This window comes from Pseudohalocynthiibacter sp. F2068, from assembly GCF_023015645.1.
Lineage (GTDB): Bacteria > Pseudomonadota > Alphaproteobacteria > Rhodobacterales > Rhodobacteraceae > Pseudohalocynthiibacter > Pseudohalocynthiibacter aestuariivivens.
Genome location: NZ_JALKAK010000001.1, coordinates 42,594 through 67,208 on the forward strand (window position 1 = coordinate 42,594; position 24,615 = coordinate 67,208).

Below are 24,615 nucleotides of genomic sequence, written 5' to 3' on the forward strand. Positions count from 1 at the left end.
AAGGGAAAACCTCTGGTGCGGTTGGACCCGGCCTCGCCGATGCCGCTCTACCAGCAGATGGTGGTGCAGTTGCAAAGTCGCATCGAAAGCGGCGAATTCGGTCCGAGCGCCGTTCTGCCCGGCGAGTTAGATCTGTCGCGTGACTACGGCGTCTCGCGCATCACGGCGAAGCGGGCGCTCGATGAACTGGCCGAGGCAGGTCTCGTCAAGCGTGAACGCGGGCGCGGCACGCGGGTACTGGAGCGCCCCGGCTCGACAACGATGCGTACCTCGATTGACGGTTGGCTGGAAAACATCAGCCTTATGCAAAGCACGACCGAGGTGCGCCTGCTGTCGTTCGACTATCTCAACGCCGGGCCGGATATCGCCAGCGCCTTGGAATTACCCGAAGGCGCGGAGGTGCAGCGCTCGGTCAGGGTGCGCACCTTGGACGGCGCGCCAATGTCCTATCTGGTCTGTTTCCTGCCCGGCGCGGTTGGGCGCAGCTTTCAGGCCGCTGATCTGCGCTCGACCGCGATGCTGAAATTGCTCGAGCGAGCCGGGCATGGCGTGGCCTCTGCGCGCCAGACGGTCTCGGCGACTCTTGCCGCCCCCGACACGGCTCAGGCGCTGGACATTCACGCGGGCGCGCCGCTGCTTGAAGTGCGCCGGATCGCGCGCAGCGCCGATGAGCGGGTCGTCCAGTATATCCGGGCGCTCTACCGTCCTGAGCTTTACCACATTGAAATGTCGATGACGCGCAAGGCCGGGCCGGATGGCCCGCTTTGGTCGGCAGAGGAGGGGGTAAGCTGATGCAGCAAACCTTGGCGCAAAAGATCATCTCGCGGGCCGCAGGGCGCGACCACGTCATCCCCGGAGAGGTTGTGACCGCGAAGGTTGATCTGGCGATGATCCACGATTCCGGAGGGCCGCGTCGCGTGGCTCCGATCCTCAAGGACCTCGGCGTCGGTCTTTGGGACAAGGAAAAGGTCTTTCTTGTCTCGGACCATTTCGTGCCCGGTGACACGGAGGAAGGCGCTTCCATCCTCGCGCTGACCCGCGACTGGGCGCGCAGCACGGGCGTGCGGTTTCATGACGGGCAGGGCATTTGCCACGTGGTGCTGCCGGAAAGCGGACAGCTGCAGCCCGGCATGTTCGCGGTCGGCGGCGACAGCCATTCGCCCACCGGCGGGGCGATGGGAGCCTTCATGTTCGGGATTGGGGCGACCGAGATGGCAGGCGTTCTGGCGACGGGTGAGATCTGGGTGAAGGTGCCCGAGACGATCCGCATCGAGTGGACCGGTCGTCTGGGCGATGGGCTCATGGCCAAGGATATCATGCTGGCGCTCTGCGGGCGTCTTGGCATGGACGGGGGGAAATATCAGGCGGTCGAATACACGGGCGATGCGATCAAGGTCCTGTCGATGCAGGAGCGGATGACGCTGGCTAATATGGCCGCCGAGTTGGGCGGGCAAACCGGGCTGGTCGCTCCCGACGAGGTAACCGCCGCGTTCCTGCGCAGCGTCGGCGGCGAAGTCCCTGACCTGGGCGATCTTCATACCGACCCTGATGCGTTGGTGCTCGAGCATCACAGTTTTGACGCCACGTCCCTCACCCCACAGGTCGCAGCCCCACATTCGCCCGCCAATGCGATGCCTGCCCTGGAGGCAGAAAAGACCGCAATCGGGGTGGCCTATGTCGGCGCCTGCACCGGGGCGAAATATGAAGACCTGCAGGCCGCCGCCCGTATCCTGAAGGGGCGCAAGCTGGCCGCGGGCGTCGAGCTTCTGGTCGCCCCGTCTTCCAAGCGCGATCAGGATCGCGCCACCAAAGACGGCATCATGGCCGTGTTCGAGGCGGTAGGCGCGAAGATCCTGCCCAATGCCTGCGGGATTTGTGCAGGCTACGGCACCCACCGTTTGGGCGCGGATGTCACCTGCATTTCCTCGACCGCGCGCAATTTCAAGGGCCGAATGGGCGAAGCTTCCTCGCAGGTCTGGCTTGGCTCGCCCCTGACCGTGGCCGCCGCAGCGGTGGCCGGACATATCGTGGACCCAAGGGAGATGCTGGCATGAGCGGGCGTATCTTTTTATTTGGCGATGACATCGATACCGATCAACTTGCACCCGGCCGATACATGCGCGGCGGGATCGAAGCGCTGGCCGCCCATTGTCTCGAGGCGACCCGCCCTGACTTTGCCCAAACCGTGCAGCCCGACGATATCGTGGTGGCTGGGCGCAATTTCGGCGCGGGCTCGTCGCGCGAACAGGCTGCTGAAGCCCTGCGTCACCTGCAGGTGGCGGGCGTCGTGGCGCTGTCTTTTGCGGGCATCTTCTACCGTAACGCCGTCAATCTGGGGTTGCCCGTCCTGATCGCCCCGTCGCTTGGTGGGGTCGCGGATGGAGACGCCGCCACGCTCGATCCAGAGGGCGGTGTGCTACGGCTGATCGACAAGGCCGCCGACATTGAGCTCGAGACGATGCCCGAGAACCTCCGTGCCATCATAGAGAACGGTGGATTGGTGCCACATCTGAAAAAACGCTTCGCGGCGGAACACAAAGGACATGCCGAATGACTTTGAAAGCCCTTCTCAGTGGGCCTGACATATTACTGGCACCCGGCGTTTGTGATGCGCTGACCGCCCTGATTGCAGAGCAATCGGGGGCAACGGCGCTTTATCTTTCGGGCGCGGGCATTGCCTACACGCGCTTTGGACGCCCCGATATCGGGCTTGTCTCCATGGCCGAGGTGGCCGAAACGATTGCGCTGATCCGCGACCGGGTGGGGATCCCGCTGATCGTGGATGCCGACAACGGCTTTGGCAACGCGCTGAACGTGCAACGCACTATGCGGGTGTTCGAGCGGGCCGGGGCCAATGCTTTGCAACTGGAAGACCAGACCATGCCCAAGCGCTGCGGACATCTGGATGGTAAAACGCTGATCACCGCGACCGAGATGGCCGGAAAGGTCCGTGCGGCGGCCGATGCGCGCGCCAGCGACGATACGCTGATCATCGCGCGCACGGATGCAATTGCAGTGGAAGGATTTGAGGCCGCCATCGACCGGGCCGAGCTTTATGTCGAGGCGGGAGCGGATGTTCTCTTCATCGAAGCCCCGCAAGACCGCGCGCAGCTTGAGTCGATTGCTCACCACTTTGGCGGACGCATCCCGCTGATGGCCAATATGGTTGAAGGCGGCAAAACCCCGATCCACGGCATGGCCGATCTGCAAGCTTTGGGTTTCTCGCTCGTCATTTTCCCGGGCGGTGTGGTGCGGGCTTTGGCGAAAACGGCAGGCGACTATTACAGGGGCCTGATCTCGACCGGCTCGAATGAAGGGTTCCGCGACCGGATGTACGATTTTGCCGGCCTCAACGAGATCATTGGGACACAAGACATGCTGAAGCAGGGAAAAACCTATGGAGATTGATCCAGTCACCCTCGCGATCCTAAAGGGTCGCTTCGAGCAGATCGCCGACGAGATGGACGCAACGCTGTTCCGGTCGGCCTTCAACCCGATCATCGCCGAGGCTCATGACGCCAGCCACGGGCTCTATGATGCCGAAACCGGGGATACGCTGGTCCAAGGCAAGTCCGGCCTGCCGATCTTCGTGGGTGTCATGGCTTTTGCCGTGAAGGCGGTAATCCGCAAAGCCGCAGCCCAAGGCGGCGTGAACGAAGGTGATGTGTGGATTTTCAATGATCCCTACGATGGTGGCACCCATCTGTCGGATTTCCGTCTGGTAAAACCCGTGTTCCGCAATGGCGCGGTGTTCTGCTATCTCGCCTCGGTCGGTCACTGGCACGATGTGGGCGGCAATGTGCCGGGCAACTACAACCCGGCGGCGACCGAGTGCTTTCAGGAAGGCATGCTAATCCCGCCGGTGAAGCTTTATGATCGGGGGGAGTTCCGGCAAGACGTGGTCGATATCCTAACGGCCAACTCGCGCCAGCCAATGTCGCTCTATGGTGATCTAAATGGTCAGATCAACGCGATGGATCTGGGCGAAAAGCGCCTGAGCGCGCTGCTCGATGAATACGGTGTTCCAACCGCGCGCGGCGCACTGGCGGCCCTCAAGGCCCGCGCTGCGACCATGATGCGTGCGCAAATCTCGAACCTGCCCTCGGGCACCATCTCGGCCGAGGATTGGCTGGACAATGACGGCATCGATGATGTGCCGCTGAAGATCGCGCTCGATATGACGATCGAGGGGGACAAGATGATCCTCGATTTCACGCGTTCCTCACCTGCCTGCAGGGGCCCGGTGAACATCTCGCGCGCGACGACGATTGCGGCCTGCTACGTGGCCCTCAAGCATATCTTCGGCGATGTGCCAGCCAATGCGGGCGTGCTGGAGCCTGTCGAGTTTCGCATCGACGACGATTCGCTTCTGTCGGTGAAAGCGCCCAAGCCTGTGGGCGGCTACACCGAAACCATCCTGCGCCTGATCGACGTGATGTTTCAGGCGGTGGCCCAAGTGGCCCCGAAATCTGCGATGGCCTGCGCCTATGGCACGATCAACGCGTTGTCGCTGGCCGGTCACCGTGCCAATGGCGCGCGCTGGGTGATGTTCTCATTCTTTGGCGGCGGGCACGGCGCGCATGGGGCGGGCGATGGCCTGAACCACGGCAACGCGCCGATTTCCACGGCGACGATCCCGCCTTTGGAGATACTCGAATCCGCATATCCCATCCGCTTTACGAAATGGGCGCTGCGGCCCGATTCCGGGGGGGCGGGCCTCTATCGCGGCGGATTGGGTGCCATCTACGAGATCTCCCTGCTCGAACAGGAGGCGGATGTGTTTCTCTTCGGCGAGCGCGGAAAGGTTCCGCCGCGCGGTGTGGTGGGCGGTGGCGATGCCGCGACGAACCGGTTCTTCTTTGAACAGGCGGATGGTGAGCACACGCCGCCAATGGTCTCGAAGATGGTGGGCATTCACATCGAGAAGGGCCAGTACGTGCGCCTTGAGACGCCCGGTGGGGGCGGCTACGGCGATGCGCAGCAGCGAGACCCCGAAGCGGTGCGTGCGGATGTGATCGAAGGGTATGTCAGTGCCGAGGCGGCGTGCGAGGCTTACGGCGTCGTTATTTCAACGGATGGTTCTGTAGATCAGGCGGCGACCTCTACCCTGCGGAAGGAGCGCGCAGCATGAGCGGCACAATCGTAATTGGCGTGGATGTGGGTGGCACATTCACGGACGTATTCGTTTACAATGAAGCAACCGGGCAGGTTGAGACGACCAAGGTGCCTTCGACCCGCGGTGACCAGTCCAAAGGGTTTATCGAAGGTATCAGTCGGAAGGTCGTGGATTTCGGCGATATTCGCACCGTCGTCCATGGCACCACCGTAGGCACCAACGCGCTTCTGGAACGCAAGGGCGCGCGCACCGGGATCATCACCACCGAGGGGTTCCGCGATGTGCTGGAAATGCGCCGCCGCGACCGCCCTACCACATGGGGGCTGCGCGGTGCGTTTGACCCCGTCGTGGATCGCCCCGACCGGGTCGAAGTGGTCGAGCGGGTGCTAGCCGATGGGACTGTTCTGCAAGCCGTCGATCCTGAGGCGGTCAAAGTGCAGGCCCGTGCATTGGCCGAGGCCGGATGCGAAGCGGTGTGCGTCTTCTTCATCAACGGCTATGCCAACGCCGAGAACGAACGGATCGCGGTCGAAGCTGTGCGCAGCGTCTGGCCCACATCTTATGTGACCGCGGCCACCGAAATCCTGCCCGAGATCCGAGAGTTCGAGCGCCTCTCGACCGCCACGCTTAACGCCTATCTGCAGCCTGTCGTGTCCTCCTACCTCGACAGGTTGGAGCAGGGGCTGGATGCTAATGGCTTTGATGGCGAGTTGCTGATCGTGCAGTCGAATGGCGGCGTGATGGGCGTGGGCACGGCCAAGGACTTTCCAGTCCGCACCGCGCTGTCGGGCCCGGCTGCGGGTGTTATCGCGGCGCAGGCCATCGCCGAGGCGGCAGGCTTTGAGAATATCGTGACCTGCGATATGGGTGGGACCTCGTTCGATGTGTCGCTCGTGGCTGAAGGGGCAGCAGCGCTGGCGCCGCAAACCTCCATTGATTTTGGCATGGTCGTGCGCACGCCGATGATCGAGATCACGACCATCGGTGCGGGCGGTGGCTCCATCGCCAGCGTCGATGCCAGCGGACTGTTGACCGTTGGACCGGAATCGGCGGGCTCTGATCCCGGTCCCGTTTGCTACGGTCAGGGCAATACCCGCCCGACCGTGACGGATGCGAACCTTGTCTTGGGGCGCATCAACCCCGACCGCCCCATCGGTGGTAAGCTCGACCGCTTGGATATAGAGGCGGCTCGTGAGGCCATTTGCACCAACGTCTCTGATCCGCTCAGGCTGACGGTCGAGGAAGCCGCCGAGGCGATCTTGCGTCTGGCTAATGCCAAGATGGCGGGCGCAATCCGGCTGGTGTCCATCGAGAAGGGTCATGATCCGTCGAAATTCGCCGCCATGCCCTTCGGCGGCGGTGGGGCACTACATACTGGGGCCTTGATCAAGGAAGTCGGCCTTGGCTCGGCACTCGTGCCGCGCTTCCCGGGCGTTACCTCGGCCCTGGGCTGCGTGGTAGCCGATATGCGCCATGATCGGGTGCAGACGGTGAACCGTCTTTTGTCCGACATTGACGCAGCAGTTCTTGGAAAAGAGCTGCAAAGCGTGGCCGACACAACGGAGACGGTTGTGACCTCCGCCGGAGCCGAGTTTGCCCGTATCGACCGGGTGTTTGAATTCGACATGCTCTACCTGGGCCAGACCCACACCGTGGCAGTCGCTGTCGATCCGACGGGCGGTCTGACGACGGACACAATCCAGAAAGCCTTCGATGCGGCCTATAATGCCGCCTATGGACGGCTGCTCGACGGTATTCCTGTGCGGGTGATGAATTACCGCGTCACCGTGATCGGACGTCGTCGGGCCTTCGACATGGCGGTCTTTGCGCCCAAGGACGGCAAATCGGCTGAAGCCTGCCGCACGGGCATACGCATGGTATGGGCCGAGGGGGCCTTCCACGAAGCGGGCCTCTATGACCGTCTGTCGCTGGCAGTTGGCGAACGCATCGCGGGGCCGGCGATCCTTGAGCAACCCGACTCGACGATCTTTGTCGATCCCGGCCTTGCCGCCACGGTCGATGCGTTCGGAAACCTTGTCATTCGCCCGGAGGCTTAAGCATGGACTTTGATCTGATTCCCGCCCGCACAGGTCTTCTGATTGTCGATCTGCAAAACGACTTTCTGCATCCCGAGGGGGCCTATGCCCGCGGCGGCCAGACCTCCGAAGCGATTGCCGCCTTGCCCGACCGGGTCCTGCCCGTGGCCAATGCCCTGCGCGAAAAGGGTGGCTGGATCGTCTCGACACAGTTCACGCTGGTGCCAGGCAAAGGCGGTGAACCGTTCATCGCGCCTCACCTCAAGTCGATCCGCCCGTTCCTCGGCAAGGGGGATTTCGCGCCGGGGAGCTGGGGGCACTCGCTTGTCGATACGCTCCAACCCGCTGACCTGACGGTCGAGAAGGTTGCGTATTCGGCCTTCTACCAGACCCGGATGGAATTCAGCTTGCACAAGGCGGGGATAGATACGCTCTTTGTCTGCGGTATTGTCACCAATGGCGGCGTGGCCTCGACCGTCCGGTCCGCCCATGTGCGCGACTTCAAAACCATGGTTCTGTCAGACGGATGCGCGGCCTTCTCACAAGCCACTCACGACAGCGCGATTGCGGATCTGTCCACGGTGGGCAAGGTGATGACCTGCGCTGAGGCGCAAGGCCTGATCGAGGCTGCCTGATGCCGGAGATCAGCAGAGATACGCCCAAAATCGACTTCACCGCCGATGTGGTGATCATTGGGGCAGGCGCCTCTGGCCTGACGGCTGCGCTTGCTGCTGCCGAACAGGGTGCTGAGGTGGTGGTGCTGGAGCGCGATGCCTCGCCCTCGGGCTCGACCTCCATGTCCTCGGGTTTCGTGCCCGCGCCCGGTACGCGGTTTCAGCGCGCGATCGGTGTGACCGACGACACGCCCGATCTGTTTTGTGCGGACCTAATGGCGAAATCCTACGGCAAGTCCGATGAACGTCTCGCTCGTCTGGCCGCGCTGACGATTGGCCCGGCGATGGAATGGCTTGCCGATGCCGGCAAGGTTGAGTGGCACGTGCTCGACGATTTCCTTTATCCCGGCCATGCGCGCCACCGGATGCACGCTGTCCCTGAAAAGACTGGGGCAGCGCTGGAGGCGCGCCTGCTGGCGGCAGCGGCCGAGGCCGATATTGCTCTCGTGACCGAGGCCCTTGCCGAGACGCTATATGTGGACGAAACGGGCGAGGCGATGGCGGTGGGTGTTTCGCGCCCCGACGGCTCCGTCGAGGTGATCGGCTGCAAGACCTTGATCCTTGCCTGCAATGGTTATGGCGGCAGTGCCGAGATGGTGGCCGAGCACATCCCCCAGATCGCCGGGGGCGAATACTACGGCCACGCAGGCAACACAGGCCACGCGGTGGCGTGGGGGCAGGCTCTTGGGGCGGCATTGAAGCATCTGTCGGGCTATCAGGGCCACGGCTCGCTGGCGTATCCACATGGCATCCTGATTTCATGGGCGTTGATGATGCAGGGCGCCATTCAGGTGAACCGAGAAGGGCGTCGGTTCTCGAACGAAATGGGCGGCTATTCCGAACAGGCGGTCAAGGTCATCGACCAGTTAGGTGGGATCGCGTGGAACATCTATGACGGCGCGCGCCACGATTTCGCGGTCGCAGGGTTTCCCGACTACCGCGAGGCGATCAAGGCGGGTGCTATCCGGTCGGCCGAAACTGTGGCGGAACTGGCAGCAGCCACGGGTTTACCCGCGGGTGCGCTGGCCGAAACGATTGCCGAAGCGCAGGCGCTGGCGCAAGGCACTGGCACAGACTCGCTCGGTCGGGATTTCTCGGATGTCGCTCCACTGGCTGGCCCGTTCTATGCGGTTAAGGTTACCGGGGCACTGTTTCACACCCAAGGAGGGCTCGTGATTGGCGATGATGCGCGGGTTCTGCGGAAAGACGGCACGACTTTTCCAAACATCTACGCCTCTGGCGGCGCAGCGTGCGGGGTATCCGGGCCTGCGGTTGAGGGCTATCTTTCTGGCAACGGGTTGTTGACCGCGATTGCCTTTGGCTATTTGGCTGGCCGTCATGCGGCAGCACAGACGAAAGGAGGCGAGGCATGATGGACGGCGATCTGAAACAGGTGGTGAAGCCCGGCATGGGCCCCGATCTTGGCCGGTTTTCCTAGGGTGACCCGTTTCTCCTGGAATACCACCGTAATTCAAGGCAAGATCGATCCCGGCGCGCTGATCACCCTGCGCAAGGATTTGTTCACCGCACCGAAAAAGGACTGATCGCATGACAAGCTGGGACACCATCATCATCGGCGCCGGAAACGCCGCGTTTTGCGCAGCACATGCGGCGCGCGAAAAAGGCGCCAGCGTGCTGATGCTGGAATGCGCGCCCGAGGCCGAGAACGGCGGAAATTCACGCTATACCGCCGGAGCGATCCGCTTTGCCTACGACGGGGTGGATGACATTCGCGCTCTTTGCCCCGATCTGAGCGAAGAGCAGATCGCCATCACCGATTTCGGAACCTATACAACCGATCAGTTCTTTGACGATATGTTCCGCGTCACCCGTTTTCGGACCGACCCCAGCCTGTGCGAACGTCTGGTGACCAACTCGCGCGAGACGATGCACTGGATGTACAAAAAGGGGATCCGCTTTATGCCGATCTATGGGCGGCAGGCCTTCAAGGTCGATGGGCGGTTCAAATTTTGGGGTGGGCTAACGCTTGAGGTTTGGGGCGGTGGGCCGGGATTGGTGGATGCACATACGCAAATCGCCAAGACCAGCGGAGTTGAAATTCGCTACGAAACACGAGCACTTTCGCTGATCACGGATGGCCATGCGGTGGCCGGGGTGAAAGTGCGCCACAAGGGCGAAGTGTCTGACCTGAAGGCCCATTCTGTCGTGCTGGCCTCTGGGGGATTTCAGGCCAACACCGAAATGCGCGCGCGTTATCTTGGCCCCGGTTGGGAAATGGCCCGTGTGCGCGGGTCGCGCTTCAACACAGGCGAGGGTATTCGCATGGCGATGGAAGTGGGCGCGTCGAGCTATGGCAACTGGTCGGGCTGTCACGCGGTTGGCTGGGACTACAACGCGCCAGAATTCGGCGATCTGGATGTAGGCGACGGATTTCAGAAACATTCATATCCATGGGGTATCATGGTCAATGCGGAGGGGCAGCGGTTCGTCGACGAAGGTGCGGATTTCCGCAATTACACTTACGCAAAATATGGCCGTGTTATCCTGAACCAACCTGATCAGTTCGCTTGGCAGGTTTTCGACGCCAAAGTGACACATCTGTTGCGCGACGAATATCGTATCAAGCGGGCCACCAAGGTGACGGCGCCGACATTGGAAGAGCTTGTTCAAAAGATGGAAGGTGTTGACCCGAAAGGGTTCCTTGACGAGATCAAGGCCTATAACGCGGCCGTCAATACAGACATACCGTTTGATCCCAACGTCAAGGATGGGCGCGGTACCAATGGTCTGGCTGTGCCAAAATCAAACTGGGCCCACACGATCAACGAGGGCCCATTCGAGGCCTATCAGGTAGGTTGCGGCATCACTTTCACCTTTGGTGGGCTGCGGATCGACCCCGACCGGGCACAGGTGCTGGACAATGACCTCGCCCCAATACCAGGGCTTTATGCGGCAGGCGAACTGGTCGGCGGTGTTTTCTTTTTTAACTATCCAGGTGGCACGGGCCTGATCAACGGTTCTGTCTTCGGCCGCCTTGCCGGAGAGCATGCATCAATTGGTTAGTTCAGGGCAGGTAATCTACGCAAGGTATTGTCAGAGAAAATGGACTTGAGCAGGCCAGGGAGGCTTCGTAGCGTTTCGCAATGAAGGAAAAAGCCCACTCGGCTATTTTAAAACCAGCCCTGAGATCATGCGCCTAGCGGTGATGTTCTACGCCAGCTTTGTTCCGCGTAAGTCCCGGAATTTGGCGGAAAACAGAGACTGGTTCGAATTTGTCTGACAGCACCGCCAGATTAGCTCACTAAGTAATTGACTAGATTTAAGTAAATGCAAGGTGACCTCTAACAGGCCCATATCCAGCCCCACACCATACGTTCATCACAGCCTATTTACTTGGTTAGTTTTATTGCGTCTTTTTATGTAACACATCGGTTGTTTTCGCAAAATCCGTTTCGCGGCTTGCCGCAAGACTTTAAATCAATCTAATGTGTTAGATGCGCTGTGATTGCCTACACTAAGGGTGATCAGCCATGCCTATACATTAGCAATCGTGATCCTGAACCAGACCTATCAAACCCGTTGCAATAAGGCGGGGTCCACATATTACACCACTTATCCAAGTCATCAGGAAATCAGTGCCGATAGGCTTTTCGCAGCGTTCCTTAGCGCATCAAGATGGTTTAAGGCATCATGCATGGTCAATCGCTGCACTGGAGCATGAAACGACAGTGTCGAAACGAGTCGATTGTTTTTATCCAAAATAGGGACGCCAACGGCAACCATTCCTTCCATGAATTCTTCGTTGTCGGTCGCAAACCCATTTTTTCGAATCTTTCGAATCTCTTTGATCAAGCTATCCGAAGTACGATGTGTCTGACTTGTGAACGACGTGAATTCTGCAGCCTGTGCATACTGATTGAGAAGCGTGCTGCTCAGCGAGCTGAGGTACAATTTACCGCTGGCTGTACAATAAAATGGCACTCGCGTCCCGATTGGCAACTGAATGCGCAGCGGCCATTTGGTTTCAACCCGATCAATATAGATCATGCTGTCGCGCTCGGGCAGGGCGATGTTGCAGGTTTCACCTATCTGCTCCGCCAGACGCGTGAGGATTGCAATCCGCGCGGTTCTGACGCGCAGTGAAGAGAGGACACCAGCAGAAAGGGTGCGTAGGCGAAGGCCGGGCAAAAATCTGCGCCCGTCGATCTCGCGCTGAATAAATCCTTCATTCTCGAGCGTCGTAAACAGCCGATGGATGGTTGGCTTGGGCAACCCCAAAACCAAATTGACATCAGTCGGCGTTGCGGAGGCGCCGACTGATGCCATTTGTTCCAGGACCAAGAGGAGACGCAGGTTGGTGGGGATATTTCCTGATGTCTCGGATGAGTCCTCTGGCATGTTTGTTCCTTACAGCGATGGCACCAACATCAGCGCGAGTTGCGGTACCAAAGCAACGATAAACCACGTGCCGATCAGAGCAACAAGATAAGGAACTGTGTATCGTAGCAGCCTGAAATATGGAACACCCGTTACGCCAGATGCGACATAGAGGTTCAGCCCGTAGGGTGGTGTGATGAACCCGATCGAAGCACCGACAAGAAAGATCACCGAAAAGTGGATCGGATCAATTCCGACAGAGGCGGCAATGGGTGCCAAAATCGGGGCCAGAATGATCGTAACAGGAAGGGATTCCAGAATCATCCCTGACACGAACACAATCGCCATAGACGTGAACAGAACCGCATAGTAGCCACCCATCCCGGTCACAAACTGACCGATCACCTGCTGGGCTCCCAATAGTGACAGGTTCTGTTGCATCACAACCGAAACCCCTATGAGCGGCGCGAGAATGCCGGTGATCTGCGCAGAGCGAACAACAATCGAAGGGATTTGCGGAATGGTAAAGCCTTCAACAACCAGCATATCGGCGTAAGTTTTATCATTCACGTCGGTGTCTTTGTCATTCTTCATCATTTTGTTGATCGGAAAACAGATCACGCCGACAATGATACAGAATCCCACGGTTACACCCGCCGCTTCAGTTGGCGAGAATTTTCCGGTGTAGATACCCCACAGGACAAGGCCGATGGCAAAAAATCCAAGCCATGCGCCAAAAGCGGTTTTCAGAACACGGTTTAAGTTCAACGAGATCAGATTGCCCCATCCGTTGATGGTGCAAATGATGAACGCTGCCGCCATCATTGCAAAAACCATCAGTGCGCCGGGAATGATGCCCGCAATAAACAGATCAGAGATCGAAAGGTTCATCAGGTAGCCGTAGACGATGAAGATAATCGAGGGCGGGATGATAATCCCAACCGTACCACCCGCAGCCGCCGTGGCCGCCGAAAATCGTTCGTCATAGCCGCCTTTGACCATTTCTGGATGCAACATAGACCCGATCGTGGCAGTGGTTGCAGAGTTTGATCCCGATATCGCAGCAAACAAACCGCACGCTCCGATTGCAGCCATCGCTAGTCCGCCGCGCAGCCAACCCAGACAGGAATACGCAAAGTCTGATAATCGCTTGGCAATGCCCGACTGGTTAATCAAGTCACCAGTCAGAATGAAGAGTGGCATGGCAAGCAGCGCAAAACCGTCGGTAAAAACATCCGACAGAGCCGAACCGATATTGTCCATTGTCTGCCCAAGCACGAATGTGGTGCCAACCACCCAATATGCAATCACCAGAAAAACCGGCACACCAAGCATGAAGAGAAATGTGACGCCAAGCGAAATCAGCGTGATAATTGTTCCATCGGTCATTATACATCTCCCCCGATGACAGCTTGGCTGATCAGCGGTTCACCGCTACGATAGTTGTTCAGATCATCTGTCCAGTTTTCAAGAACCCGCCCGGCCATAAGGATGAAGGCAACTGGCACAGACACCAGATACCACCATTGCATAAAGTTATCGGTGCCTGCGAGGATCTGAAAGTTTGCGGCAGAGTTTGCAGCAACCCTTGTCGAGGTCACGACCACGATGACGCAAAACCCGATCCAAAGGACCGCATCAAGTGAAAGGCAAAACATTTGCGCTGGACGTCGCATAGAGGTGCGAAATTCGCTGAACGCGAGATGCGTACGAAGGCGAATGTTATAAGAACATCCAAACCAGGTCATAATCAGGAACAAGACCGGCGGCAATGTCGTAGACCACGGGGCCTGCTGGCTGAGGACGAAGCGCCGGAACACTTCGACAAAAATAATCGCGGCGATCAAGAGATAGGAATAAACCATGACCGAGCGTTCGAAATGCCGGTCAATGACTGGAAATGCGCGATATAAACGCATAACCAGATAACCACCCGCCAAAGTCGCCAATGTGCCAATAATCCAGGCACCCTCGTTACCCAGAGCCTTACTGATTGTCCAAGAGTCGCCACTTGTCATAGCGGTTAAGATGCCTAACGCATCTGACCATATCGACATGATCCGTATCCTCCCTCATATGGCCGCCCTGTTTCGTGCAGGACTCCTCCGGCCGGGTGTTGTTAAAGACCCGAGACCGGCCCCGCCTAAGACAGGGCCGATCTCAATTACGCTAGATGGCGGTTAGCCTTTCCACCAGCGGCGTGGCTCGACATTTTCGGCTTTCATGTCTGCAGGAATCTGACGCGCAATGTCGTAGATTTCCTGATATGTATCGATACCACCAGCCCAGTTGTTCAGACGCTCACGCCATTGTTCCCACAATTGTGGCTGGAACTCTGGCGAACACATCTCTTCAGCCATTTTAATTTCGCTGTCTGGCAGGAAGACAGGTTTCACGTCGTTCTCAACAAAGATCGTACCCGGCAGCTGCGGATCAGAGAAGCCGACGGTGTTGACCAACGCTGCTTCGTTTGCAGCCTGTACATGTGTTTGCGCCCAGTAGGATGATTCAAGAACCGCATCCTGCAGGTAGCCTTCCAGACCGTCAAAGACACTCGCAGACATAGAGGTATGCTCGGTGCCGCAGAAGAATTTCAGGTCAATGCATTGGGACACAACGGGCGACATGTTCGCATAAGCCACAGCTGAGGCCCATGTTTCCGCACCGTCGATCAGACCCTGACGCAAACCATCAAGTGTTTCTTCCCAAGCCACGGGAACCGGGTTCAGGTTCAGGGCTTGCATCGCGATGCGGCCCAGCTGAGTTCCCGTCACACGGTTTTTTGAACCAAACAGGTCTTCCAGCTTGGTGACCGGCTTGTCTTTCCAGCCTAGACCCATCTGCATGCCGCGCAATTCGCAGTGCGAGAACAGGAATTTCAGACCGTGACGCTCTTCCAGCGGATCACGAAGGATGCGTTGTGATTCGGGGCTGTAGAGAAAATGGTACTGCGCTGCCCGGCTTGGGAACATATACGCGTAATCCAGAACGTTAAGGAAAGGCGCACCACCGGCCGAGTTTTGTGTGGATGCGGCGTAGATATCAACAACACCCAACTGGGTTTTCTCAACACATGATGTCTGACCACAAATCTGGTTGTCGCCAATGAATTCAATCCGGATTTCGCCATCCGTTCGTGACTCCAGATCGCGCGCAAATTCCAGAGCACCTGCTCTTTCAATCAACAGGTTACGTGCATTAAAGCCCGATGCGCCAAACTTAAGCGTGTGTTTTGCGTCTTTGGAAAACCTGCGCTCATAGGTCGATTCAGCGGCGCGCGCCAAACTGCCAACGCTCATCGCGCCGCCGAACGCACCTGCGGCCAAGAGCGTTGAGCTCATGCCGTATTGACCCGCCATTTTAAACAGATCACGTCTTGAGATCTGGCTCAGTTTGTCTCCTACACCCATGTTGGTTCCTCCTTAGTGGTGTTTATCATTGAATTTTTTTCGTCATTTTTAATCATTAATGATACTTGTAGTCTCATTATTAATCATATAATGATGAAGTGCGCAAGAAAAATGTGCATTCAATGAAAGTCGCAAAGAATGGGAGGAAGAAATGAACAAAGAAAGAAGTACCGATTGCTGCGCCATTGATTTTGGTGCCACGGGGTGCGCTCTGGTGTTTCTGCCGATTGCAGGCCTTGAAACAAAGGCCTCCTCTTCCAAACTCACTCCAACCCAAACGGACCAGGTCCAATGAAATACGATTACATCATTGTGGGCGCTGGATCTGCGGGTTGTGTTCTTGCGAATCGATTGTCTTCTGACAGTAACCATCGCGTTTTGCTTCTTGAGGCGGGTGGCCGGGACATCAATCCCTGGATCCATGTGCCGGTCGGGTATTTCAAGACCCTGCACAACCCCAATACGGACTGGTGCTATAAGACAGAACCCGAAGAAGGCTTGAGCGGGCGGAGTCTGGATTGGCCACGGGGAAAAACCCTTGGCGGGTCAAGTTCGATCAACGGGCTGCTCTATGTCCGAGGCCAAAAAGAGGACTATGATCACTGGAGCCAGCTTGGCAATCGGGGTTGGTCCTTCGATGATGTACTGCCTCTGTTTAAACGATCCGAAAGTCATGAATTCGGCGAAAGTGAATTTCATGGCGGCGACGGTGGTCTCGCGGTTTCGACAATGCGTGCCAAAAGCCCGGTGTCAGAGGCTTTCATTGAGGCCGCAGTTGAAATGGGTGTGCCGCGCAATGATGATTGCAATGGCGCAGAGCAAGAAGGCGTGGGCTATTTTCAACAGACGGCACGCAAAGGCTTTCGCTGCTCGTCGGCCAAGGCTTTCCTGAACCCGATACGCAACGCGCGTAAGAACCTGGATATTGTCACCCATGCCCACACGACAAAGCTCAGCTTTAACAATGGTGCCCCCCAACAGGTGAACGGTGTCCACTATGACCGAAAAGGTGTTCCGCAGGTCGCTTTGCTGCGCGAAGGCGGTGAGGTCATCCTTTCAGCCGGAGCCATTGGTTCGCCGCAGATACTTGAGGTCTCAGGTATTGGCCGTGGTGACGTTCTGAAATCTGCTGGTGTTGATCTTCGGCACGAGCTTTCAGGTGTTGGAGAATCTTTGCAGGACCACCTGCAAATCCGATTGGTCTATGAGGTCAATATCCCAACGTTGAATGACGCGATCAATAACTTCTTCCGGCGTATGGGTATCGGTATGCAATATGTACTGACGCGAACCGGCCCGATGAGTTTGGGTGCCAGTCAGGTCTGCATATTTGCCAAATCGATGGAAGGTTTGGACACCCCTGATATTCAGTTCCATTTTCAACCGCTCAGTGCGGACAAGCCCGGTGTGGAAATGCATCCATTTTCAGGTATTACCTCGTCGGTATGCCAGTTGCGGCCAGAAAGTCGCGGGCACATCCATATCTCATCGCCTGATGCGAAAGTTTACCCGAAAATCGTGCCTAATTACCTGTCCGCGACAGTCGACCAGCTGTGCGCCATTCGCGCTGTCAAATTTGCCCGGGCCATGACCAAAACAAAGGCGTTGTCACCGTTTATCGTTCGGGAGCACATGCCAGGCGGTGTGTGCGAAACCGATGAACAGCACCTGCAAGCAGCCAGGGACATTGCACAGACCATCTATCACCCGACCAGCACGTGCAAAATGGGTCAAGATGATTTGGCTGTCGTCGATCACCGGTTGCGTGTGCACGGAATCAAAGGGCTCCGCGTTGCAGATGCCTCGATCATGCCGACAATTGTGTCCGGAAACACCAACGCGCCGTCAATTATGATCGGCGAGAAAGCCAGCGATCTCATTTTCGAGGATCGCGCACGACGAACCTAAAATAACCGGCGTTACTTCCAAGAATTAATCAACTCAGGAGACGAAGCGAATGAAAATGACGACTGAAGAGGCCTTTGTTAAGGTCCTGCAAATGCACGGCATTGACAATGCCTTTGGGATCATCGGCTCGGCCATGATGCCGATTTCGGATCTGTTTCCTGCGGCTGGGATCAAATTTTGGGATTGCGCACATGAAACCTCGGGCGGAATGATCGCTGATGGGTACACTCGCGCCTCCGGCAAAATGTGCATGGCGATTGCTCAGAACGGTCCTGGCATTACCAACTTTGTGACGCCAGTGAAAACCGCTTACTGGAACCACACTCCGATGCTTTTGGTGACCCCGCAGGCCGCCAACAAGACCATCGGCCAGGGCGGTTTTCAGGAAATCGAACAGATGAAATTGTTTGAAGACATGGTTTGCTATCAGGAAGAAGTGCGCGACCCGTCGCGTATGGCCGAAGTGCTGAACCGCGTGATCGAGAAGGCATGGCGCGGTTGTGCGCCTGCTCAGATCAACATCCCGCGCGACTACTGGACCCAAGTCATCGACATTGAACTACCGCAGATCGTTCGCCTCGAGCGTCCGGCCGGTGGCCGTTCAGCAGTTGCCGAAGCTGCCAAAATCCTGTCCGAAGCCAAGTTCCCGGTCGTCCTGAACGGTGCCGGTGTTGTTATCGGTAGCGCCATCCCCGCATCAGCGGCCCTGGCTGAACGTCTGGATGCGCCGGTTTGCTGTGGCTATCAGCACAATGACGCATTCCCCGGCTCGCACCCGCTTTCGGTTGGTCCGCTGGGCTACAACGGTTCCAAAGCTGCAATGGAGCTGATCTCGAAAGCTGATGTCGTGCTGGCGCTTGGCACTCGTCTGAATCCGTTCTCAACGCTGCCTGGCTATGGCATCAACTACTGGCCGACAGACGCCAAGATCATTCAGGTAGACATCAACTCTGACCGTATCGGCCTGACTAAAAAAGTCACCGTTGGCATTCAGGGTGACGCCAAAATCGTTGCCGAGGATATGCTGGCGATGCTTGGAGAAAGCGCCGGTGACGCGGGCCGCAAAGAGCGTAAAGAATTGATTGCCTCGACCAAATCGAAATGGTTGCAGGAACTCAGCTCGATCGATCATGAAGATGATGCTGATGAAGGCATTGATTGGAACGAACGGGCCCGCAACCGCCAACCCGATCACATGAGCCCGCGTCAGGCGTGGCGTGCGATTCAGGCCGCAATGCCCAAAAACGCGATCATTTCGTCTGACATAGGCAACAACTGTGCCATCGGCAACGCCTACCCGACGTTCGAAGAGGGCCGCAAATATCTGGCCCCTGGTCTGTTTGGTCCTTGCGGTTACGGTCTACCCGCCATTCTGGGCGCCAAGATTGCCCAGCGGGACGTGCCAGTGATCGGTTTTGCCGGCGACGGTGCATTCGGGATTTCGATGAATGAAATGACTGCCTGTGGACGTGGCGACTGGCCTGCGATCACGATGATCATCTTCCGCAACTACCAGTGGGGTGCTGAAAAGCGCAATACGACCCTGTGGTATGATGACAACTTTGTCGGGACCGAACTGAACCTCAATGTGAACTATGCCAAGGTTGCCGAAGGTTGCGGCCTCAAGGGTGTGCAGGTCACTACAATGGATCAGCTGACGGATGTTCTGAATACTGCTGTGAAGGAGCAGATGAAGGATAACGTTACCACTTTCATCGAAGTTGTCCTGAATCAGGAACTGGGTGAACCCTTCCGCCGTGACGCGATGAAAAAGCCGGTTTCGGTTGCTGGTGTCGACAAGTCTGACATGCGCGAACAACAGATCGACGTATCTGCATAGCTTAAACGGCAACTTTAGAAGGGTACCGGTGAAACCGCTTCAAGACCTGTTGGTGAACGCATCGCGTTCACCAAAAATGATCGCTTTGAGCGAGGACGCCGATGCCCGAGTTATAAAGGCTGCTATCAAAGCCCGGCAAGACAATGTCGCAAAGATTATTCTTGTCGGGCGTCAGGCTACGATTTTATCGCAGCTCACCGACTTGGGCGGTTCTGATATTGATGGAATCGACATTCAAGATCCTGCAGAATCTTCCTATTTCGATGACTTTGCAAAAACCTACTATGAGCTGCGAAAACACAAGGGTGTATCGCTGGACGATGCATTCGATGCCATGCGCCAGCCGCATGTCTACGCAGCGATGTTGGTCCGGCAAGGGCTTGCAGGTGGTACTGTGGGAGGAGCGGTCACGACCACCGCTGATATCGTCCGCGCAGCGATCCAGGTGATTGGTCCGGGGCCGGGCTCAAAGATGGTTTCTAGTTTTTTTCTGATGCTTTATTGCAAAGAGCATCATTCAAAAAAAGGCGCATATGTCTTTGCTGATTGTGGGTTGGTTGTTGATCCTAATGCCGTGGAATTGGCCGAGATCGCCCGCGCGTCAGCAAAACCCTTTCAGGCTCTGACTGGTCAGGACCCACGTGTGGCAATGCTGTCGTTTTCGACACATGACAGCGCGAGCCACGAAAGTGTAACCAAAGTGGCGACCGCGACGGATCTGGCCCGTACATCTGATCCTGCGTTGATGATCGACGGCGAATTGCAGTTTGACGCTGCTTTTGTGCCAGAGGTTGCCGCCGCAAAGGCGAAAGGGTCGGTGCTTGACGGCGAGGCGAATGTGTTTGTTTTCCCAAATCTGGATTCCGGAAACATTGCCTATAAAATTGCGCAACGTGTCGGTGGCGCATCCGTCGTCGGCCCGGTTTTGCAAGGGCTTGCAAAACCGGCAAACGATCTGTCTCGCGGCTGCAGTGCTGAGGATGTTCTGCACATGATTGCAGTAACCTGCGCGCAGGCGAATGCCCGGGCATTCGCCGAAACTGAGCTGAACCTCGAGGAAGTATCATGAACCAACCCATTATTGACACCTTCCCAAAGGTTTCTGACGAAATCTGCAAGACGACATGTTACATGTGTGCCTGTCGCTGTGGGATTAATGTGCATCTTAAGGACGGCTAGCTCGCCTATATCGAAGGCAATCGTGATCACCCTGTGAACAAGGGCGTACTTTGCGCCAAAGGGTCTGCGGGCATCTGCAGGTCGACGCACCTTCGCGTCTGCGCGTACCTCTAAAGCGGGTTGGCCCACTCGAGCCCGCCGAGGCGGAATCCGTCATTCGCGCCACTCCGGCGATCAACCTTGCACGCACCGCGATTGCCGACAGTCTTGCACTGGTGGCTCAGGATTTGGCAGAGCTTGAACCGCCGCGCATGGTTGTTCTGGTTACGGATGGCGATGAAACCTGCGACGGTGATGTTCCAGCCGAAATTCAGCGCATCGCTGCCAGTGGAATTGATCTGCGCCTGACCATTGTCGGTTTTTCCATAGACGATGCTGAACTGGCGCCGACTTTTGAAGGCTGGGCTGAAACCAGTGGCGGGCGATATCTTCCAGCCGGGGATGCGGATGCGCTTTCAGCTGCCATAACAGAAGCGATTGCTCCGCGCTTTGGGCTTGAACGACTGTATTTGGACGGTCGGATCGGGCCGGTTTCAGTTATTGGCCTAGACGAAGACATTGACGTGGTTGCAGGGGGCTATCGGCTTCGTCCGCTTCAATCCGCGACCGGTGAGAGTATCGTCCTGAATATCCGAGACGGCAGCGCGGTCGAGGTCACCTATGACCGGACGCTCGGGCTATTGCCCATTGGGTTAAAGCCCTAGAAGAGGAGAGCAAAAGGATGAACTGCGATCAATTCAGCCGAAACACGGATAAACGTGGAATCTGGTGCAATTGGGGGCTTGGGCTTTTAACTGCGTTGTGTCTTGCACTCGCCGGACCAAGCGAGGCTCAGGACTGGAGTATTCCTGATGGTGTCGTTGTGCCTTCGACACAAATGCCTGCTGGCCTGAATTTCGATTTCGACAAGCCGGTGGAATTTTTCGCCATCATGGAAAACGCGATTTCGTTGAACGAGGCTCTGAAGGACCGGCGTCCAAATATTGAAAACCTTGCCTTGTCACTGATGCTTGACCCAGAGGGGGCGTTCGCTTTTTTCCGCAACCAGATAAGAACCGTTTCCTACCGCGGCCGCTCGCGCGATACGGACGCGGTGCTTGAGGCGGGCGCCGGGAATGATCATGACAAGGCGGTCGGTCTGTCAGCTCTTTTGTCCTTGATTGGGTATGATAGCGGGCTGGTTTCTGCATCCATGCCCGCAGAAATGGCCGCCAAAATCGAACAGGGGGCTTGCGGCGGGGCAGGAGATAGCGCGCCTGAAATCTGGCGTCTGGTGGGATTGCCCGGAAATTCGATGGCGCGGGTTGCGCAACGGGCCCAAACCAATTTTTGTGCCTTAAGTGTAGTCATCCCCGAGGGTACGCTTCACGAAATGGCACCGGGCGGCGTGAATTCCGAACAGCCGTAGCATGTGTGGGTTCAAATGCGACTTGGTGCAGATTGGGTTGATCTTGACCCGGTCCTTCCAAATGTGGCCTTTTGCGCCACCCCGGCTGGAACGGGGGTCGAACTGGTGTCTGCCGAGCCATCGCACGAAGTTACCTTGACGCTCGAAATCGAACGGCTTCGCGACGGCCAATTTCAACGCGAACAAATCCTAAGTAAAAAATTCGAAGTGCCAGATCTTGTTGAAACGCCCATCACGCTGATTTTTTGCCCCCAAACAGAAGGAGTGGGCGGCATTGTAACCGAAGCTCTTGGCGGCTTGCAGGGTCAGCAATCTGGAATGGTGGCAACTTTACTGGTGAATCAAACAGCGACTCGCAGCAAGACTTTTGTGGCACCGGGTGTCGCCGCAACCACGACAAATTTTTTCGCTGCGGAGCAGGAAGAAATAGTGACGGCTCTGCGCTTGCGGATTAGCTCGACCGCGCCGGGCGAACCTGAGCAGACTGAGGATAGGGTAATCTTTGATGTAGTACCTGAACAGCTTCGATCCGCTGGTGGCGAACAGGTGCGCGTCGAAGATCTTGTTGCTCCAGCAGCGGGCATAAGATTTCCGGCATCCTTGGAAAGCCTGCGCCAGGTCGTGCTCGGCAATGGCGGACTTTCTACCAAGCTGGCCTCGGTGCGTATGCTGGGTGTTTTGGCGGACCTCCCAGAGGCGATGCGTTTGGCTGATGCAGGTATTCCGGATCCCGAAATTGCGGTTTGGAACCACTGGGTGCAAGCCAGCCTTGTCGCACTTGCTGCAGAAGAATTGATCCGCACCCGACCAGTGGCCGCAGATGGCAGCTGTGTTCTTGTTGACCGGCCCAGAGTTTTGATTTCGGGCATCATGTCAGGACCTGGTGGGCAGCCCATACATTGGGTGGACTGGGCACTGGATGACGTTGGGATTGCCGGACCGGCCGAGCCTGGTTCCGCGTGGCGGCATCGTGTGTGGCATCGGGCGCTCCAATCCGCACTGGAAACGGAAATGTTGATGGACCATGTCGAGGCGCCTGACGATGCGGTGCCGCTGCTAACCCATCCGTTGATGCCGGTTGACCCTATTCTTGTGTGGATTGAAGCAGTTGAAGACAGTGAACGCGGATTTCGAATTTTCGCGTCAGCCGACATGCGGCCCGAGGAATGGTGGCGCATTCACCCCGAAATGGGACGCAATGACACGCGTTTCCGGTTTTTGGGCAATGCACGTCCCATGAATTCTAAACCGGGCTTGGGAACTCCGAGGGCCGGATCGTCTAGTATAAGCGAAGCTGAAATGGTTAAGATGTAAGCAGACATAGACGCATACGCAAAAAAGGCTACGGAAGACGCTGCCAGAAACGAAGAGGTCGCAGAAAGAGGTCGAAGCAAGAAAGGCAACGAATACACCATCCCTCTTTTGAATGTATCTATTCCAGCTTCGATGGCGCATGGCGTTGTTGGTGGCGCCGTTGTCTTAGGCATAGCTTACGCACTTTTTGGCTGAATTCTATTACGCCTCAGAGAACGATCCAGCTCTTTTTATGGGTCTTCAAAATGGCTACGAATCCGTCATCATTTGGATTTCGTCACTTTCTTTTACAGTTTCCATGACTGCAAATGAGTGTGTCTGCATCACTCCGGGGAGCTTCCCGATATGTTCTCCCAAGATTTCTCGGAAATGAGTGATATCCCTTGTCCGCACCTTTAGAACGTAATCAAATTGTCCGGCGATCATCAGGCAACTCTGCACCTCCGGAATCTCTTTCACGGCTTCATTGAATTCATCAAGTGAATTGTCGCTGGTTTGCGCCAGGGTGATATGAACAATCGTGACGTGATTAATGCCGACTTTGGCCGGGTCAAGTATTGCACAATAACCTTTTATGACCCCGGAATTCTCTAGACGTCTGACACGCTCTGAACAGGGTGTTTTTGTTAGGTTTACCCTGCTTGCAAGCTCAACAATCGACAGTCTGCCGTTCTTTTGAAGCTCGTCTAAGATTCGTTTGTCGATACCGTCTAAAGCCCTAGTCACCAGTCTTTTTTCCTATTTTTAGCCTACTTAAAGGGAATTACACCGAATAATTGCTGAATTTAGGCACTATTACCAGTCAAAAAGACTATGATCGAGGTTGGAAGACAAGGACAACGATATAGTATTCCCGATTCTGGTTTCGGCCTTCGAAAATAATGGAGGACGTGTCTTTCCCGAGAGAGAATCGATACGGGGACATCTGACAGGAGAAACGCAAAATGACGTCTAAAATAATGATTGGTTTGGATGGGCATGGGTCCGGCGAGCGCGCCTTGGCCTATGCCACAAAACTTGCAAAAGTGATCGGAAGCTGTGAGCTTGTGGTTGTTTATGTGATTGAATGGTCACCTTACTCTTTCCAAACACCCGAAGAGAATGCGGAACGGCACAAGCGGCGTGAGGAAGAAATTTCAACTGCGATGGATCGCGTAATCAATCCTGCGCTTGCTTCACTGAAGAAGGCAGGGTTCAGCGCTAAGGGCATTGTGAGACACGGTCACGTTGCTGATACTTTGAATGATCTGTCTGAGGAAGAAAACGCCGAGCAGATTGTTGTTGGTCGATCTACCGAAAGCGGGCTTATAAAGCGCTTTTTTGGTAGCTCAACTGCAAATCTTGTAATGCACGCAAATGTACCCGTTACGGTCGTAGGTTAAGAGGACAGAA

General features: G+C 56.7%; 21 protein-coding genes and 1 pseudogene. 17 read left to right on the plus strand and 5 right to left on the minus strand.

Annotation, left to right across the window (positions count from 1 at the left end):
- Positions 1 to 39 precede the first annotated feature (39 nt).
- Genes MWU63_RS00230 through tcuA form a run of 10 tightly spaced genes read left to right on the plus strand, consistent with a single transcriptional unit; the run spans position 40 to position 10,850 of the window.
- Positions 40 to 792, plus strand: coding sequence for a GntR family transcriptional regulator (locus tag MWU63_RS00230; RefSeq protein ID WP_247076626.1), 753 nt, complete (start codon positions 40 to 42; stop codon positions 790 to 792).
- The gene (locus MWU63_RS00235; protein ID WP_247076628.1) at positions 792 to 2,054 is read left to right on the plus strand and encodes a 3-isopropylmalate dehydratase large subunit; all 1,263 of its coding nucleotides are present in this window, start codon (positions 792 to 794) and stop codon (positions 2,052 to 2,054) included. The genes MWU63_RS00230 and MWU63_RS00235 overlap by 1 nt, the downstream gene beginning before the upstream one ends.
- Positions 2,051 to 2,554, plus strand: a complete 504-nt coding sequence (locus tag MWU63_RS00240; protein ID WP_247076630.1) for a 3-isopropylmalate dehydratase — start codon at positions 2,051 to 2,053, stop codon at positions 2,552 to 2,554. The genes MWU63_RS00235 and MWU63_RS00240 overlap by 4 nt, the downstream gene beginning before the upstream one ends.
- Positions 2,551 to 3,408 carry an isocitrate lyase/phosphoenolpyruvate mutase family protein gene (locus MWU63_RS00245; RefSeq protein WP_247076632.1) on the plus strand — a complete coding sequence of 286 codons (858 nt, stop codon included), beginning with the start codon at positions 2,551 to 2,553 and terminating at the stop codon, positions 3,406 to 3,408. Before MWU63_RS00240 ends, MWU63_RS00245 begins: the two co-directional genes overlap by 4 nt.
- A complete protein-coding gene (locus MWU63_RS00250) occupies positions 3,398 to 5,131 on the plus strand; it encodes a hydantoinase B/oxoprolinase family protein (protein ID WP_247076634.1) in 1,734 nt (577 codons plus the stop codon). Before MWU63_RS00245 ends, MWU63_RS00250 begins: the two co-directional genes overlap by 11 nt.
- Positions 5,128 to 7,173, plus strand: coding sequence for a hydantoinase/oxoprolinase family protein (locus tag MWU63_RS00255; protein ID WP_247076636.1), 2,046 nt, complete (start codon positions 5,128 to 5,130; stop codon positions 7,171 to 7,173). Before MWU63_RS00250 ends, MWU63_RS00255 begins: the two co-directional genes overlap by 4 nt.
- A gap of 2 nt (positions 7,174 to 7,175) precedes the next feature.
- Positions 7,176 to 7,787, plus strand: a complete 612-nt coding sequence (locus tag MWU63_RS00260; RefSeq protein ID WP_247076638.1) for a cysteine hydrolase — start codon at positions 7,176 to 7,178, stop codon at positions 7,785 to 7,787.
- Between the two features lie 50 nt (positions 7,788 to 7,837).
- The gene (locus MWU63_RS00265; protein WP_247076640.1) at positions 7,838 to 9,199 is read left to right on the plus strand and encodes an FAD-dependent oxidoreductase; all 1,362 of its coding nucleotides are present in this window, start codon (positions 7,838 to 7,840) and stop codon (positions 9,197 to 9,199) included.
- Positions 9,200 to 9,247: 48 nt separating this feature from the next.
- Positions 9,248 to 9,370, plus strand: coding sequence for a hypothetical protein (locus MWU63_RS20340; protein ID WP_281496521.1), 123 nt, complete (start codon positions 9,248 to 9,250; stop codon positions 9,368 to 9,370).
- A gap of 4 nt (positions 9,371 to 9,374) precedes the next feature.
- The gene (gene tcuA / locus MWU63_RS00270; protein ID WP_247076642.1) at positions 9,375 to 10,850 is read left to right on the plus strand and encodes an FAD-dependent tricarballylate dehydrogenase TcuA; all 1,476 of its coding nucleotides are present in this window, start codon (positions 9,375 to 9,377) and stop codon (positions 10,848 to 10,850) included.
- A 561-nt stretch (positions 10,851 to 11,411) separates the two neighbouring features.
- Here the strand turns inward: tcuA and MWU63_RS00275 are convergent.
- From MWU63_RS00275 to MWU63_RS00290, 4 genes are all read right to left on the minus strand, one after another.
- Entirely contained in the window at positions 11,412 to 12,185 is a 774-nt protein-coding gene (locus tag MWU63_RS00275) for an IclR family transcriptional regulator (RefSeq protein ID WP_247076644.1), read from the minus strand.
- Between the two features lie 9 nt (positions 12,186 to 12,194).
- Positions 12,195 to 13,553: a TRAP transporter large permease gene (locus MWU63_RS00280; protein WP_247076646.1), complete on the minus strand. Its 1,359-nt coding sequence runs from the start codon at positions 13,551 to 13,553 to the stop codon at positions 12,195 to 12,197.
- Positions 13,553 to 14,221 carry a TRAP transporter small permease subunit gene (locus MWU63_RS00285; RefSeq protein ID WP_247076648.1) on the minus strand — a complete coding sequence of 223 codons (669 nt, stop codon included), beginning with the start codon at positions 14,219 to 14,221 and terminating at the stop codon, positions 13,553 to 13,555. Before MWU63_RS00285 ends, MWU63_RS00280 begins: the two co-directional genes overlap by 1 nt.
- 123 nt (positions 14,222 to 14,344) lie before the next feature.
- Positions 14,345 to 15,574, minus strand: a complete 1,230-nt coding sequence (locus tag MWU63_RS00290; protein WP_247076650.1) for a TRAP transporter substrate-binding protein — start codon at positions 15,572 to 15,574, stop codon at positions 14,345 to 14,347.
- Positions 15,575 to 15,865: 291 nt separating this feature from the next.
- Here MWU63_RS00290 and MWU63_RS00295 point away from each other — a divergent pair, with 291 nt between their 5' ends.
- The 6 genes and pseudogenes from MWU63_RS00295 to MWU63_RS00320 all read left to right on the plus strand — a co-directional run bounded on the left by MWU63_RS00295 (position 15,866) and on the right by MWU63_RS00320 (position 23,223).
- Positions 15,866 to 17,482 carry a GMC family oxidoreductase N-terminal domain-containing protein gene (locus MWU63_RS00295; protein WP_247076652.1) on the plus strand — a complete coding sequence of 539 codons (1,617 nt, stop codon included), beginning with the start codon at positions 15,866 to 15,868 and terminating at the stop codon, positions 17,480 to 17,482.
- A 49-nt stretch (positions 17,483 to 17,531) separates the two neighbouring features.
- The gene (gene xsc, locus MWU63_RS00300; RefSeq protein ID WP_247076654.1) at positions 17,532 to 19,322 is read left to right on the plus strand and encodes a sulfoacetaldehyde acetyltransferase; all 1,791 of its coding nucleotides are present in this window, start codon (positions 17,532 to 17,534) and stop codon (positions 19,320 to 19,322) included.
- 28 nt (positions 19,323 to 19,350) lie between these two features.
- Positions 19,351 to 20,391 carry a phosphate acetyltransferase gene (pta, locus tag MWU63_RS00305; RefSeq protein WP_247076659.1) on the plus strand — a complete coding sequence of 347 codons (1,041 nt, stop codon included), beginning with the start codon at positions 19,351 to 19,353 and terminating at the stop codon, positions 20,389 to 20,391.
- Positions 20,388 to 20,629, plus strand: a pseudogene (locus MWU63_RS00310) (hypothetical protein); the annotation flags it as partial. The gene pta and the pseudogene MWU63_RS00310, both read left to right, overlap by 4 nt.
- Positions 20,630 to 21,222: 593 nt before the next feature.
- A complete protein-coding gene (locus MWU63_RS00315) occupies positions 21,223 to 21,909 on the plus strand; it encodes a hypothetical protein (protein ID WP_247076661.1) in 687 nt (228 codons plus the stop codon).
- Between the two features lie 15 nt (positions 21,910 to 21,924).
- Positions 21,925 to 23,223, plus strand: a complete 1,299-nt coding sequence (locus MWU63_RS00320) for a hypothetical protein (protein WP_247076663.1) — start codon at positions 21,925 to 21,927, stop codon at positions 23,221 to 23,223.
- Positions 23,224 to 23,472: 249 nt separating this feature from the next.
- Here the strand turns inward: MWU63_RS00320 and MWU63_RS00325 are convergent, their stop codons facing one another.
- The gene (locus MWU63_RS00325; RefSeq protein ID WP_213888142.1) at positions 23,473 to 23,949 is read right to left on the minus strand and encodes an Lrp/AsnC ligand binding domain-containing protein; all 477 of its coding nucleotides are present in this window, start codon (positions 23,947 to 23,949) and stop codon (positions 23,473 to 23,475) included.
- 218 nt (positions 23,950 to 24,167) lie between these two features.
- Here MWU63_RS00325 and MWU63_RS00330 point away from each other — a divergent pair, with 218 nt between their 5' ends.
- Entirely contained in the window at positions 24,168 to 24,605 is a 438-nt protein-coding gene (locus tag MWU63_RS00330; RefSeq protein ID WP_213888141.1) for a universal stress protein, read from the plus strand.
- The last annotated feature ends 10 nt before the right edge of the window (positions 24,606 to 24,615 follow it).

Coding starts and splice junctions, on each gene's coding strand:
- MWU63_RS00260 (WP_247076638.1), top strand. CDS start 7,176: ATGGACTTTGATCTGATTCCCGCCCGCACAGGTCTTCTGATTGTCGAT.
- MWU63_RS00255 (WP_247076636.1), top strand. CDS start 5,128: ATGAGCGGCACAATCGTAATTGGCGTGGATGTGGGTGGCACATTCACG.
- MWU63_RS00295 (WP_247076652.1), top strand. CDS start 15,866: ATGAAATACGATTACATCATTGTGGGCGCTGGATCTGCGGGTTGTGTT.
- MWU63_RS00290 (WP_247076650.1), bottom strand. CDS start 15,574: ATGGGTGTAGGAGACAAACTGAGCCAGATCTCAAGACGTGATCTGTTT.
- MWU63_RS00320 (WP_247076663.1), top strand. CDS start 21,925: ATGCGACTTGGTGCAGATTGGGTTGATCTTGACCCGGTCCTTCCAAAT.
- tcuA (WP_247076642.1), top strand. CDS start 9,375: ATGACAAGCTGGGACACCATCATCATCGGCGCCGGAAACGCCGCGTTT.
- MWU63_RS00240 (WP_247076630.1), top strand. CDS start 2,051: ATGAGCGGGCGTATCTTTTTATTTGGCGATGACATCGATACCGATCAA.
- MWU63_RS00315 (WP_247076661.1), top strand. CDS start 21,223: ATGAACTGCGATCAATTCAGCCGAAACACGGATAAACGTGGAATCTGG.
- xsc (WP_247076654.1), top strand. CDS start 17,532: ATGAAAATGACGACTGAAGAGGCCTTTGTTAAGGTCCTGCAAATGCAC.
- MWU63_RS00245 (WP_247076632.1), top strand. CDS start 2,551: ATGACTTTGAAAGCCCTTCTCAGTGGGCCTGACATATTACTGGCACCC.
- MWU63_RS00275 (WP_247076644.1), bottom strand. CDS start 12,185: ATGCCAGAGGACTCATCCGAGACATCAGGAAATATCCCCACCAACCTG.
- MWU63_RS00230 (WP_247076626.1), top strand. CDS start 40: ATGCCGCTCTACCAGCAGATGGTGGTGCAGTTGCAAAGTCGCATCGAA.
- MWU63_RS00250 (WP_247076634.1), top strand. CDS start 3,398: ATGGAGATTGATCCAGTCACCCTCGCGATCCTAAAGGGTCGCTTCGAG.
- MWU63_RS00280 (WP_247076646.1), bottom strand. CDS start 13,553: ATGACCGATGGAACAATTATCACGCTGATTTCGCTTGGCGTCACATTT.
- MWU63_RS00330 (WP_213888141.1), top strand. CDS start 24,168: ATGACGTCTAAAATAATGATTGGTTTGGATGGGCATGGGTCCGGCGAG.
- MWU63_RS00285 (WP_247076648.1), bottom strand. CDS start 14,221: ATGTCGATATGGTCAGATGCGTTAGGCATCTTAACCGCTATGACAAGT.
- MWU63_RS00235 (WP_247076628.1), top strand. CDS start 792: ATGCAGCAAACCTTGGCGCAAAAGATCATCTCGCGGGCCGCAGGGCGC.